This window comes from Shewanella sp., from assembly GCF_047975355.1.
In the GTDB taxonomy this organism is placed as follows: Bacteria; Pseudomonadota; Gammaproteobacteria; order Enterobacterales; family Shewanellaceae; genus Shewanella.
Genome location: NZ_JBKEDJ010000017.1, coordinates 76101 through 90622, shown reverse-complemented (window position 1 = coordinate 90622; position 14522 = coordinate 76101). Strand labels below are relative to the sequence as shown.

8 protein-coding genes are annotated in these 14522 nt (G+C 49.0%); 4 read left to right on the top strand and 4 right to left on the bottom strand.

The genetic code is table 11. The features are described 5' to 3' along the window. Positions 1-49 precede the first annotated feature (49 nt). The gene (hxpB, locus tag ACK5NH_RS06860) at positions 50-706 is read right to left on the bottom strand and encodes a hexitol phosphatase HxpB (protein ID WP_416918620.1); all 657 of its coding nucleotides are present in this window, start codon (positions 704-706) and stop codon (positions 50-52) included. A gap of 430 nt (positions 707-1136) precedes the next feature. Between hxpB and acnB the strand changes: the two genes are divergently transcribed. Next, positions 1137-3734 (top strand): bifunctional aconitate hydratase 2/2-methylisocitrate dehydratase, encoded by a 2598-nt coding sequence (gene acnB, locus ACK5NH_RS06855; RefSeq protein ID WP_416918618.1) that lies wholly within the window; start codon positions 1137-1139, stop codon positions 3732-3734. Positions 3735-3914: 180 nt separating this feature from the next. On the opposite strand, the gene rsd is transcribed toward acnB, so the two are convergent. Then, positions 3915-4400: a sigma D regulator gene (gene rsd, locus ACK5NH_RS06850; RefSeq protein ID WP_416918616.1), complete on the bottom strand. Its 486-nt coding sequence runs from the start codon at positions 4398-4400 to the stop codon at positions 3915-3917. A gap of 459 nt (positions 4401-4859) precedes the next feature. Between rsd and hemE the strand changes: the two genes are divergently transcribed. The 3 genes from hemE (at position 4860) to ACK5NH_RS06835 (ending at position 9752) form a co-directional block, all read left to right on the top strand. After that, positions 4860-5924 (top strand): uroporphyrinogen decarboxylase, encoded by a 1065-nt coding sequence (gene hemE, locus ACK5NH_RS06845; protein WP_416918614.1) that lies wholly within the window; start codon positions 4860-4862, stop codon positions 5922-5924. A gap of 378 nt (positions 5925-6302) precedes the next feature. Continuing rightward, positions 6303-8873, top strand: a complete 2571-nt coding sequence (locus tag ACK5NH_RS06840) for a putative bifunctional diguanylate cyclase/phosphodiesterase (RefSeq protein ID WP_416918612.1) — start codon at positions 6303-6305, stop codon at positions 8871-8873. 75 nt (positions 8874-8948) lie between these two features. Next, positions 8949-9752: an SDR family oxidoreductase gene (locus ACK5NH_RS06835; RefSeq protein ID WP_416918610.1), complete on the top strand. Its 804-nt coding sequence runs from the start codon at positions 8949-8951 to the stop codon at positions 9750-9752. Between the two features lie 63 nt (positions 9753-9815). Here ACK5NH_RS06835 and ACK5NH_RS06830 read toward each other — a convergent pair whose 3' ends face one another. Together ACK5NH_RS06830 and purD are read right to left on the bottom strand one after the other, a co-directional pair. Further along, positions 9816-13037: an ImpA family metalloprotease gene (locus ACK5NH_RS06830; RefSeq protein ID WP_416918608.1), complete on the bottom strand. Its 3222-nt coding sequence runs from the start codon at positions 13035-13037 to the stop codon at positions 9816-9818. A 181-nt stretch (positions 13038-13218) separates the two neighbouring features. Beyond that, complete coding sequence (gene purD, locus ACK5NH_RS06825; RefSeq protein WP_249553398.1) at positions 13219-14517, bottom strand: phosphoribosylamine--glycine ligase; 1299 nt, start codon at positions 14515-14517, stop codon at positions 13219-13221. Between the last annotated feature and the right edge of the window lie 5 nt (positions 14518-14522).

The window sequence follows — 14522 nt, the reverse complement described above, 5'->3', positions numbered from 1 at the left end:
CTGGCTTTTTTATTGGTGGAGATCCCTCAAGAACCTCTTTATATCGGGATTAGCCCAAGATAGTTGGGAGTTCCAACAGGCTTTGCGCCTGATGGTGGGCAATCACCCATTTTGTTTCGCCTCGTTGTTCAGGCGCAGGAATGGCGATAGTTTGCATATTGGCGGCGCGGGCGGCGATAAGGCCGTTGAAGGAATCTTCAATCGCAAGACAATAGCGGGGATCGATGCCTAAAGCGGCGGCGCAATTTAAATAAACTTCAGGGTGAGGTTTGCCGTAGGTGAGCGCCTCTGCCGATTCAATCGCCATAAATTGGCTAGACAGCGCAAGTTTTGTCAGCACCGCATCGATTAACAGGCGAGGGGAAGATGTGGCTAAGCCGATTTTGAATCCCTTGCTTTGGCAAAATTCAATCGCTGCTTTAACCCCTAACATGGCCTCGCCACTGTTCAGGATTTCTGCGGCTACTCGCTCAACAATCTCGTGGCTGACCTTGGCATTATCGTAATTAGCCCACGGCGCCTTGTGATACCAATAGTCGACGCATTGGTCGATCCGCAGGCCGGTGGTTTGTTGAATACTCGCTATGGTCACAGGCACGCCAAGCGCCGATAAGACTTCATATTCAACCTGTTGCCATAGGGGTTCTGAATCGATTAACACGCCATCCATATCAAAAATCACAGCTTGAATGTTGAGGGACGTCATGGCTACTCCTAAGGGCGTCTGAAGTGGGAATCGTAAAAAAATTGGCATTGAGTGTAAGATCTGCGGCGGTAACTTTAAAGCCTAAATGCGCTGGGATAGGGATTTTTGTCTAGGATTTACCTTTGTGGTTTAAAATCCCAAGTTCCAAAACAAATTTATGAAACTATATTAACTATCTGTCATTTAAAGTTTTTTCTCTGTTTTCAAACTATTGTCTAATTTCCCTCAATGGATTCTTTCCGTAAGTTGAGCTGCATCTCCGGATTTAGCCCTTATTTCGCCTTTCACGGAGTGTGACCTGATTCATACTTTTGCAAAGCTGTAGTATACTGCTGGCCGGAAATACGGGTCGATCATGTCGGACTGTCAGCTTCAATTGAGAAGACGTGCAGTTTCGTTGTTAGAGCGCCAAACAAAGAGGAATGTTGCCGTGCTAGAAGCATATCGTAAACACGTCGCAGAACGTGCTGCAGAGGGCGTTGTCCCTAAGCCATTAGATGCACATCAAGTGGCTGAACTGGTTAAATTAGTTCAAAATCCACCTGCTGGTGAAGAAGCGTTTATTCTTGACCTGCTTGAAAATCGAATTCCCCCAGGTGTTGACGAAGCTGCTTACGTGAAAGCCGCTTTCTTAGATGCGGTCGCAAAAGGCACTGCAACTTCACCTATCCTGTCTGCCGAGCGCGCGACTGAGTTATTAGGCACCATGCAAGGTGGCTATAACATCGAGCCTTTAATTGCTCAGTTAGATAACCCAGCTTTAGCTCCATTAGCCGCTAAGGCACTTGCCCACACGCTGCTGATGTTTGATTCTTTCCACGATGTGGTTGAGAAGATGCAAGCGGGTAATGCCTATGCTAAACAAGTGGTTGAAGCTTGGGCAAATGCAGACTGGTACTTAAGCCGTCCAAAATTAGCGGACAAAGTGACTCTGACAGTATTCAAAGTGTCTGGCGAAACCAACACCGACGACCTGTCACCAGCACCCGATGCTTGGTCACGTCCTGATATCCCACTGCACGCATTAGCGATGCTGAAAAACGCGCGTGATGGCATCGAGCCAGACGTAGCGGGCAGCGTGGGTCCAATCAAGAAATTAGAACAACTGAAAACCAAAGGTTTCCCATTAGTTTACGTGGGTGACGTTGTGGGTACAGGTTCATCACGTAAGTCAGCGACTAACTCTGTACTGTGGTTCATGGGCGATGATATCCCATTCGTACCTAACAAACGTGCTGGTGGTTTCTGCTTAGGTGGCAAAATTGCACCGATTTTCTTCAATACTATGGAAGATGCGGGCGCACTACCAATCGAGCTTGACGTCAGCAAAATGGAAATGGGCGATGTGATCGACATTTATCCATACGCTGGTGTGGTTAAGCGTCATGGCTCTGAGGAAGTGATTTCTGAGTTCAGCCTGAAAACTGACGTACTGTTAGACGAAGTGCGTGCGGGTGGTCGTATTCCATTGATCATCGGTCGTGGTTTAACTGACAAAGCGCGCGCAGTGTTAGGTTTACCAGCCTCTGACGTATTCGTACGTCCTCAAGACATCGCTGACTCTGGCAAAGGTTACACTTTAGCGCAGAAGATGGTCGGTAAAGCCTGTGGCGTTGCTGGCGTGCGTCCAGGCCAATACTGCGAGCCTAAGATGACTTCTGTGGGTTCTCAGGACACTACCGGCCCTATGACCCGTGACGAGCTGAAAGACTTAGCCTGTTTAGGCTTCAGTGCTGACCTGACTATGCAGTCATTCTGCCACACTGCCGCTTATCCAAAACCCGTTGACGTTAACACTCACCACACTCTGCCAGACTTCATCATGAACCGTGGCGGTGTGTCTCTGCGTCCAGGTGACGGTGTTATCCACTCTTGGTTAAACCGTATGTTATTACCAGACACAGTTGGTACTGGTGGTGACTCACATACGCGTTTCCCAATCGGTATTTCATTCCCTGCGGGTTCTGGTCTCGTTGCCTTCGCAGCGGCGACCGGTGTTATGCCTCTGGATATGCCAGAATCAGTATTAGTTCGCTTCAAGGGCAAGATGCAACCTGGCATCACCCTACGTGACCTAGTACATGCGATTCCATTAAAAGCGATTGAAATGGGTCTGCTGACGGTTGAGAAGAAAGGTAAGATCAACATCTTCTCTGGCCGCGTACTGGAAATCGAAGGCTTAGAAACCCTGAAAGTGGAACAGGCATTCGAACTGTCTGATGCTTCTGCAGAACGCTCTGCAGCGGGTTGTACTATCAAGTTAGACAAAGAGCCAATCATCGAGTACCTGAACTCGAACATCACTATGCTGAAGTGGATGATCGCCGAAGGTTACGGTGACCGTCGTACTATCGAGCGTCGTATCAAAGGCATGGAAGAGTGGTTAGCGAATCCTGAGCTGATGAGCGCCGATAAAGATGCTGAGTACGCTGCAGTGATCGAAATCGATCTGAACGAGATCAAAGAGCCAATCCTGTGTGCGCCTAACGATCCAGACGATGCCGTATTACTGTCTTCTGTTGCGCAAACGCAAATCGACGAGGTATTCGTCGGTTCTTGTATGACTAACATCGGTCACTTCCGTGCGACCGGTAAGATGTTAGACAAGTTCGCTAAGACGCTGCCAACTCGTCTGTGGATCGCGCCACCGACTAAGATGGACAAAGACCAGCTGACCGAAGAAGGTTACTACGGTATTTTCGGTCGCGTGGGTGCGCGTATCGAGATCCCTGGCTGTTCACTGTGTATGGGTAACCAAGCACGTGTGGCTGAAGGTGCAACTGTTGTATCAACTTCTACCCGTAACTTCCCGAACCGTTTAGGTACAGGCGCTAACGTTTACTTAGCCTCTGCGGAATTAGCGGCAGTTGCAGCCCTGTTAGGTCGTCTGCCAACGGTTGAAGAATACCAAGAATACGCGAAAGAGTTAGATGCGACTGCAGCTGACACTTACCGTTACTTGAACTTCGATCAAATCGATTCTTACACTAAGAAAGCATCACAAGTGATCTTTCAATCAGCTGTATAATCGCTTGATATGAAAATGAAAAAGCCAGCGTAAGCTGGCTTTTTTGTTTCTCTATTTTACCTGTCGCAATTGTGCTTATTAAGACAATCGCACCGAACTAAGACCTCATTTGCAGACCGAAGTGACTTGCACTTTGCGCTATCAAGGATATGACTCGCGGCGCATAACTCCCATCATTAATTAAGCTTGCTGGGCGTGCTCTGAATATTGGTTATGTAACACTTCGAGCAATTTATCCTCTAACTCGAAACGGGTTTCCATGGTATGGGCCAGTTCGGAGAGATCCTTATCGAGCTGATACAGCACTTGGTCGTCCTGCGCTTCGGCGTACTTATCATTAAAATCTAGTGCCGCGTTGGTGGTGGGGGTGATCTTCGGCAACACTTGCTGGGCTAAGGTTTTACTCGTGGCGCCAAATTTTTCACAGGCATTGACCACTTGGTCATAGACTTCGAAATGGCCTTCGGAGACGTAATCCACTAATAAATCACAAAAGGATTTTACATTATCGAAGGAGGGAAGGGATTTTTCGGCTTTCCCGTAAGGGGGAAGTCCAGCTATCTGGCAGTAATGCACCAAGAGTTTACGACGATTTTCTAGCCATTGATCTATAAGCTTATTTGAACCGCCCCACTTTTGTTCTGCTTTTTCGAGTTCTCTCAGCATGATGCATTCCATTTAAGTGCCAGGACATGACTCTAATGTAGGGGAGAAACAGCTCTTGGATCAACCCTTTTTATCGGGATTTGCGAGAATTAGCAGATGGACAAACCAGCTGTTTTGTATAAAAAAATGCGGAAATAAAAAGCCCAACGATAGAAACCTATCGTTGGGCGAGTAATGTATATAGCAGGCTCGATGCGACGAGCTTCTTGATTGTTCTTGCTAGCGCAAACTTTTTATACCAAAGGCAGGAAACCAGCGCAACTTTTTTCTGTCTCAGTGTGACTTCGAGTTCGATTAGTAAACAGTATGTTATCTGGCTAGCATTTTGACGATAAGCGCTTAAATGGACAGCAATGATGGGGAATAGCTCACATAAATTTGCACTTAAAGGTTACATTATCCGCGTAAATGCTAAACTACCGACCCAGCGGATCTCAATAAGTCTAGGAATCAAGCCAAATGGCAGAATTAAAGAATGATCGTTATTTACGCGCCCTACTAAAACAGCCTGTTGATATGACCCCAGTGTGGATGATGCGTCAAGCAGGCCGTTATCTCCCTGAATATAAAGCGACTCGCGCTCAAGCGGGTGACTTCATGTCTTTATGCAAAAACCATGAATTGGCCTGTGAAGTAACGCTACAACCGCTGCGTCGTTATGAGCTGGATGCAGCAATTCTGTTTTCCGATATTCTGACTGTTCCCGATGCTATGGGTTTAGGTCTGTATTTTGAGGCGGGCGAAGGCCCACGTTTTGAGCGCCCAACAGACACTATCGACGCCATTAAAAAATTAGCCGTTCCCGATCCAGAACATGATCTGGGTTATGTGATGAAAGCGGTTAGCACTATTCGTCGTGAACTGAACGGCCAAGTGCCACTGATTGGTTTCTCGGGTTCTCCTTGGACACTCGCGACTTACATGGTTGAAGGTGGTTCGAGCAAAACCTTCGAAAAAATTAAGAAGATGGCCTACGCAGAGCCTGCGGCGCTGCATATGCTGCTCGACAAGTTAGCGGATTCTGTGACTTTATACCTGAATGCGCAGGTTGCTAACGGCGCGCAATCGCTGATGATCTTCGACTCGTGGGGCGGCGCCTTATCGCACACGGCTTACCGTGAGTTCTCACTGCGTTATATGCAGAAGATTGTCGATGGCTTGACTCGCTTTGCCGATGGCCGCCAAGTGCCAGTGACCTTATTCACTAAGGGCGGTGGTTTATGGTTAGAAGCCATGGCAGAAACTGGCTGTGATGCGTTAGGTTTAGACTGGACTGTCGACATTGCCGATGCTCGTCGCCGTGTGGGTCACAAAGTCGCGCTACAGGGCAATATGGATCCTTCTATGCTGTACGCGCCAATTCCACGTATCGAAGAAGAAGTGGCTCAAATTCTGGCAGGATACGGTGAAGGTACAGGCCATGTGTTTAACTTAGGCCATGGTATTCATCAGCACGTTGACCCAGAACATGCAGGCGCCTTTATCAAGGCGGTTCACGCTCAATCTAAGCAGTATCATAAGTAAGCGATATTGAAGAATAAACGGACCTGAGGGTCCGTTTTTTTATGGTGTCAGTTGGCGCAATCAAGTACGCGGTAAATGTAAAGTGGACCCAGCGCAATAAACTATGCTCAACGTTCAATCAGCCGCGTCGCTAAGTATTAACAAGCAGATTTAGAACATAGGATATTGATTAACATCTAACTTTTAAAAAATTATTTATCGAATAGCTGCGCTAAATCAAAGGCGTTTAACACAATTAAATGCATGCTATTGCTTATTTTAGCAACGGATAAAGCAAAGTGATATTTAATACTATTTGCAAATGAGATATGTTTCATAGCGCTATAAGGGACTATGTAAAGCCGTTAATCTATTCAATTACGAAAGCCGTGGTATGAGATGCACATTGGCAACAAAATATTGGTATTTATTGCAGGATTCTGTTTACCAGCAGTTGTGCTTGTGTGCTATTGCCTTGGCTATTGGTTCGACCATAGGGTCGAGTTGCTACGGCAGGATAATATCCAGCATGAACTCACAAATGTTCAACAGCAGTTCCTCACCGATATTGACCGTTTAAGTTTTCTCACCCAGATCTATGCCTCCCCGCTGTCTCGAGTCGATGGCGAATTGCTGCAATCGATAGAGTCATCATGGCTTGAGAGTGCCATGTCCGCCAATCTACATTGGTTTATTCTGCAAGGTGGGCAGTTGCAAAGTGTCCTCGCCAATACCTCCAGCCTTGCATTATCGACACAAAAAGAGATTGCCGATGCGGTGCTCGCCGCCAGTAAACTGAAAATTGCAGGGGCGTATCTTGCAGGAGATGCAGGGTTAGTTGTCACCGCGGTTGCCGTTGCGCCTGAAGAATACGTGCTGCTGGTGCGCCAGTTATCGGCGCAGGATTTATTGGAATATGCCCAAGCACCATTAGTCACTCAGGTGCAGATGAGCCGCAGCAACACCACGGATGCCAAAGATTACCTCAGCTTTGTGCCAATCCCGAGTTTATTGAATAACGCGCCAATATATCTGCAGGTGCAGTTTTCTGCTGACCCCTTGCGGGAGGTAAACTTCGACCTCGATTGGATTTCAGTCGGTATTATTTTACTCGGTGTCTTGATTGTGGCACTTGGTTACATTTGGCTAAGAACCGGCCTGCTAAAGCCGTTTCAGAGCATGATGCAACAGTTGGCATTGGTCGATCCTATGGCCAGCGTGTATCGGCCTGTGAGCGGCGAAGGCAACGCCGAGTTAGAAGTGTTGGCCAGCCGCGTCAACAGCTTGCTTGCTCGCATATATCATCAGAAAGAACGCGGTAAAACCACTCTGGAATCAATTGCCGAGGCGGTGATCCTAACCGATATCGATGCCAAGGTGATCTACATGAATCCCAAGGCCGAATCCTTACTCGATGTTGCCAGCTGTTACGCCGTTGGTCAGAGCCTTGCATCGTTATTAAAAGCGGGTGAGCAATTAAATCAAGCGGTATTCCAGTGCATGCGCCTAGGTGAAGCCACGCCTCAAGTCGCTAAAATTAAGTTATTAACCGCAACACCACGGATTATCGAGCGCAGCATTAGTAACGTGTGGAACCATGATAAAGAGATTACCGGCACTGTGGTGGTGCTGCGAGATATTACCCAAGAAGAACTGCTGAAACGTCAGCTACACAAGCGCGCTAACTTCGATGGCATTACCGGCTTGCTTAATCGGCAAGCCTTTGAAGAGCAGTTACCGCAGTTCGCCAGTCAGGCTAAGCGCCTTGCTGTATGTTATCTGGATTTAGAGCAGTTTAAGCTAATTAACGACAGCTGTGGTCATACTGCGGGCGATCGCATGTTGGCAATGGTGGCGCGGGCGATTCAATCTTGCCTTGGGCCGCAGGCATTATTAGCCCGCTTAGGTGGAGATGAATTTGGCTTGGTCATTTGCGATAGTACAGCCTTGGCCGTGGCGCAGCAGTTAAAGCAGATTATTACGCAGGTTTCGCTGCAAGTGCTGCACGATAAAAACTGCAACTATAAAGTCGGTTTAAGTATCGGTGTCGCCTTTGGTCGAGCGCCTTATATCAATGCTTTAGAGCTACTCAAGGATGCGGATATTGCCTGTATCGCCGCCAAAGCCAAGGGCACAAACCAAATCCATTTTTACGATGATAAAGATAAAGAGCTGACTTATCAGCGCAACGCCCCTAAATGGGCGGTGCGTATCGCTCAAGCCATTGAGGAAAACGAACTGCTGCTCTATTACCAACCCATTCGAGGTTTAGGGGCAAGCTCCAAACGGCATCGGATGGAAATCCTGCTCAGGATCCAAGAACCCTGTGGCCGTATTTTAGCCCCAGCGCAGTTTATTGCCGCTGCCGAGCGCTTTAAGCTGATGCCAGAAATCGATAAAGAAGTGATACGTAAAGCCTTTTTATGGCTGTCGTTAAATCCGCAGCTGTGGCCTGATCACTGTATTTCAATCAACCTTTCTGGCAATAGCTTAGGCGCCGAAGGCATGGTGGAATACATAGCCCAGCAGCAACATATTTTCGATATTCCGAGCCAATGTGTCTGCTTTGAAATTACCGAAACTACGGCGATTCAAAACCGCCAGCGCGGCATGGAAATGTTAAGGCAGCTGCGTAAACTCGGGTTTTCCTTCGCATTGGATGATTTTGGCAGTGGCTTTGCGTCCTACGGTTATCTGCGTGAACTGCCGGTGGACTATGTCAAAATTGACGGCTGCTTCGTGAAGAACCTCGCGGTCAATGCCAAGGATTATGCCATTGTTAAATCCATTCAAGACGTGTGCCGAGTAATGGGGATTGAGACCGTTGCCGAGTTTGTGGAAAACCAAGAGATTATCGATAGATTACAAGTTATTGGTATTAACTACGCTCAAGGCTATGCGATAGGACGACCGCAACCTTTGACCAGTTATTGCGAACCATTTGCAGTGCCACAAGCACAACGCGCATAAGGGATTGCGCTTTTAAGATGATTATGCCAATTTACCTTGAAGCATAATTAACACATTGGTAACAAGGGAATAGTTATGGATGGACTGACGGGTAAAGTGGTGATTATAACGGGGGCTTCGGAAGGCATTGGCCGCGCGTTAGCCATTGCCATGGCGCGGGTCGGTTGCCAACTGGTACTGAGTGCCCGCAATGAAACTCGTTTGGCATCCCTTGCCCTTGAAATCGCAAACTATGGCCCAACTCCCTTTGTATTTGCCGCCGATGTCAGTAGCGCCTCCCAATGTGAAGCATTAATCCAAGCCACTATTGCCCATTATGGTCATCTCGATATTTTAGTGAATAATGCGGGTATGACCATGTGGTCACGTTTCGATGAGTTAAACCAGTTGTCTGTGCTCGAAGATATCATGCGAGTCAACTATTTAGGTCCTGCGTATTTAACTCACGCCGCCTTGCCCTATTTAAAGTCGAGCGAAGGCCAAGTTGTGGTGGTGGCCTCTGTAGCAGGGCTAACGGGCGTGCCGACGCGCAGTGGCTATGCCGCCTCGAAACATGCTGTTATCGGCTTTTTTGATTCGCTACGGATTGAACTCGCGGATGATAACGTGGCCGTGACAGTGATTTGCCCCGACTTTGTCGTTTCACAAATTCATAAACGTGCCCTCGACGGTGAGGGCAAGCCTCTCGGTAAGTCTCCAATGCAGGAAGCAAAAATTATCACCGCCGAGCAATGCGCGAACATGATGCTCCCCGTAATAGCGACCCGAGGTCGACTGCTGATTACTTCTTTACGCGGCAGACTCGGGCGTTGGCTAAAGCTGATTGCACCGGGCTTAATCGATAAAATTGCCCGCAAGGCGATTGCATCGGGGCATTAATCATTAGCCTTTTTTGGGAGCTTAATTCCAAAGATTTAGGAATTAAGCATTAGTACTCATGTTTTAAGGCTTAGCACATTGTGTCGGCGAGCTGGAGCCCTTCCATAGGGGCGTGCCATCACTAAGTGACATAGGAATAAAATTCAGTCCTTGGCTCATATTGGCGGGTGGCAGGTCGGTTTCGAGCTCATACATGCCCATAGGCACCACACCTTGGCTGGCGTTTGCCGTCACTTGCGCCGCGGCGAGGCTAGAGTAACGTAGGCCCAACATATCAAAATGGCTGCGCCAATCTTTGCCGGTGAGTTTACTTAAAGAAACCAGCATAAAGTCATTGCCCGGAATATCCCTCACCGTTTTGCCGCCATAAACGCCATGGCCCTCGTACGGGAACAGTTCAAAGCCGAGCTTGCTGCGGTTAGCCTCCCAGTTGCTGGCATTATTGGCATATTTACCAAAGATGCGGCTGTGTTGGTATAGCAGGGTGAAGATATTGAAGCCATTGCTTAAGCTAGTGCCGTCGCTGAGTGTCATGCCATGGGCTTTTAGCGCCATTTGGATGTAAAACGCCATGCGATAGCCGTTGTGTACCGCGTAGGCATTGCTGGCCCAAGGGGCGGTGTATCTGTCTTCGCCCGCATCGAGCACTTTGCAGTTGCCCCCGAAGACCACGCGTTTGCCACTGGTATCCGTAGTGCCAGCGGCATCGGACATAAACACATAGAAGAGATCTTTGTGATTCATATGACCATCGGTGATGCTGCTTGTGTTGCCGTCACGCAGATAATGGGTCTTCCATAGCACCACATAGGGGAAGATATTGTTGGAGTTTTCCCCCGCGCGGCTGCCATAGCCTGTCCAATTGTCTCGATTGGCAGCAGTGGCATATTGCACGTTTAGACGGTTGGTTTGCAGATTGTGGCCGAGTTCGTGGTTATCTCCCCAACCAGTGGGCGAAATATTCCAAGCCGCATCCCAGGGATTACCACTACAACCTGAGCCGCAGTGGGCGTTTTGGTCATAGTTAGCGTGTTGGATGATGCTGCGGGTATGCAGACTGGCATCGGTGCAATCGGCGCCAAACATTGCCTGACAGCTTGCAAGCACATCCGTGGGAAGTGACTCACTTAAGCTCTTACCTTGGATTTTCAGCCCTGCGAGGGTATACACACTGTTGATATGATCCTCGACAATGCTCTTAAGCAGCGTATTGACATCCGGGATCTTGCCGCCAATCGCGTTCATAAAACGGTCGCGGCGCAAATGTTGCTCGGCGCCATCGGTACGAAGATCCACATGGGGCAACTCAGTATTTTGGATCTTGTCATTGAAGGCCGTGATTTCCGCTGGATTGGAAAAATCCATAATGCTGGGGTGCTTAGCCACATTCTTGGCTTGCACATCGACACTGAGCGCTCCTTCGCCACCACTGATATAGAGGTAAATGGGGCCGCCATAGGGGGTTGAAAACTCAATGCTTTGCCCTTTGGCGAGCTTGAGACGCTGCTGGGCGAGTTCCAATGGCGCGCGATAAACCTTTTGTTCATAGGCGCGGTTAGTATTACGTCTATGATAATTCAACTTAATTTCGACATTCGCATTTGTGTTATCTAAGCGGGTGAGGGTGATGGTCTGTCCGGGTAAGGCGTACCAGCCCGTGGTTGTCCACTGGCCAGAGTAAGGCACTGTGATGCTCTTACGTTCCGACACTGTGGCAGGGTAGGCGTAATGGGCATTGCTGCCCTTGCTCAGATTGGCTCTGTCGGTGACATACTCACCTAAGTCCGACTGGGCGAGGTTGTGAGCACGTGCGTAGCTGACTGTCCAATCGGCAAACAGGGCTTGCTGCCACTGGGCGGATTCAGTGTAGGCGATAGGGTAATCGATTTCACTGCGATACTTGTCGGCGAGCAGTAACCCCGCTTTCATCAAGCTAAAATTATGGCTGTTAAAAGCATCTATATCATTGTTATCTAAGGTTTCGGCATTGCTGCGATACCAATCCGCGCCCGCCTTGAAGGCCTCGACAAAGGCGCTGCTATTACAGCTTAAATAGTTGCCGCTGCAGTCATTGAGTACTTGCGTGTCGAAGCGTTGTTCCCGCAGATTGGCAAGTAGTTTTTCAACTTCTGTCAGCGCCTTATCTTCCGCCAGAATAGTGCTCACACTCAGATTATCGGCATTGAGTTTGGACCAATAGTTTCCCGCGGTAGAGAGCCCCATCTCAAGATAGAGTGGCGAGAGCATAGGGCTTTGATTACGCCAGTAGTTTGAAACTAGCAGCGGAATTCCCGCTGCCTTGGCTTTAGTGATGGCCGTTTGAATGCCCGCGTAACCTAGGTTATCGCGGTCAATATCGCTGATAACGATTAAATCGGGTTTTAAGGTATCGATACAGCTGGCAAGGGCGCTGTAATCACAGCTATTGGCGTCGTTGATGCTGTGGGCGTCGGGGTAGTACTTGCTTAGCCAAGTGCGGATCCCTTCGTTATGGGGAAAATACCAACTATCGGCGCGACTTGGCATCTGTGCCGTGACTATGCTCAGGCCATTCTGCTGATCGCCGCCTTTGGTCAGCCATCCAATGAGGTTTTTCAGCAGCTTATCACTCTGATCCGAATTATTAACCGCAAACAGGTTACCACCCATGGCTGCATAACGCTGGCCTTGTTGTTCACCCGCCATCACTAAGCCGCGTATGGCGCTGGCGCCGCTGCCATCAACATTGGATGGCAGTAAGGTAAAAGTGTTTTCCGGCATAAAGCTCGAAAAGGTGATGGAATCGTGGGTCGGATGCCAACTGATGCTGTTACCCACACCTTGATAGAGTTCGGTGATTTGCGCTTTGCGGGCTGCGTCCACTTTGGCAAGTTTAGCAGTGCTGAAATCAATCAGTTCGTTAGCGCTGGCAAGGGTATGGTCTTGATGGCGAATAGCATTTTCAGCATTGCTGATAAAGCTTGGGGTAATTGTGCAATCGGCGCTTATCGTCGCAGTAGTGTAGGTCTGTTCGGTCAGCGCGCCGCCACAGCCGCTAATGCTATCCAGCACGAAACCGTTTTCGGCTTGAACGCTAAAGCTGGCACTTTTACCCGCATCGACCTTTTGGCTGCTAGGGATGAGCTTGCCGCCTAAGACTGAACTGGTACTCGCCGTATATTGAGTCACCGCAGGAGGTTGGACTGGCGGCTCCGGCGGAGGGGTTGTGCTACCCGAGTCCTCTGAGCCTCCGCCACAGCCCGCGAGTATCAAGGCGATGGCGGCAGAAATGAGTCTAATCTCCATGGAGAGTCCTTAGCATTTGTAGGTAGTTAACATTTGCGTAGCATTGTATAGGAATAATGCGGGTGGAAGTAGGTTTTAATTGCTTAAAATTGATATGAATCATTAACTTAAAATTGACGTTCGTCAAATTTAAGGCATAAAAAAACCGGCGCATAGCCGGTTTTTTTAAATGAATTAAAGCTTAGCCCTGTTGTTCGCGGGCAATGGCGCGATAGCCGATATCGGTGCGGAAATACACGTCATCCCAGTGGATTTCATCAACCAGCAGATAAGCAGCTTTTTGTGCTTCGGTCACAGTGTGTCCTAGGGCTGTGGCGCATAGTACGCGGCCGCCGTTAGTAACTACATGACCGTCTTTCATCTCAGTGCCTGCGTGGAAGACTTTGGCATCGTGATTACCTAGGCTTAAACCTTGGATCACATCGCCCTTGCGGTAGTCGTCTGGGTAACCGCCGGCGGCTAATACAACACCGACTGCGGCGCGAGCATCGTACTCTGCGGTGACTTTATCCAGCTCGCCACGGGTGGCGGCTAAACACAGCTCAACCAGATCAGATTTTAAGCGCATCATAATAGGTTGGGTTTCTGGATCGCCAAAGCGGCAGTTGTATTCCAGTACTTTGGCGCTGCCGTCTGGTGCAATCATCAGACCCGCATACAGGAAGCCTGTGTACACATTGCCTTCGGCGGCCATGCCATCCACCGTTGGGCGGATAACGTTAGCGATTGTCCAATCGTGTACGCTTTGGGTGACCACAGGTGCTGGTGAGTAAGCGCCCATGCCGCCAGTGTTTGGACCGTGGTCGGCGTTATCACGGGCTTTATGGTCTTGGCTGGTTGCCATGGCGAGGATATTTTTACCATCGACCATGACGATAAAGCTGGCTTCTTCGCCTTTTAAGAATTCTTCGATAACCACACGAGAACCGGCATCACCAAACTTGTTGCCTGCGAGCATATCTTCGATGGCGGCATCCGCTTCGGCTTGGTCTTGGGCGATGATCACGCCTTTACCTGCGGCTAAACCATCGGCCTTGATTACGACTGGGTAACCCGTCTTGCCTGTCAGTTCACGCACGAAGGCTTTAGCGTCTTGGATTTCGGTACAGTTTTTATAACCCGCGGTTGGGATATTGTGGCGTGCCAAAAAGTCCTTAGTGAAGGCCTTAGAACCTTCTAACTGTGCAGCCGCTTTGGTTGGGCCAAAAATGGGCAGACCCGCAGCGTTAAAGGCGTCGACCACACCTAATACCAGCGGCGCTTCTGGGCCAACGATGGTGAGTTCGATCTGATTGGTTTGAGCAAAATCGAGCAGGGCAGGAATGTCAGTTGCACTGATATTTAAGTTTTCAAGCTTTGGCTCGAGAGCCGTGCCCGCGTTACCCGGTGCAACATAAACCAGTTCGACCTGAGGTGATTGTGCCGCTTTCCAAGCTAGGGCATGTTCGCGGCCGCCGCCACCAATAACTAATACTTTCATGTTAA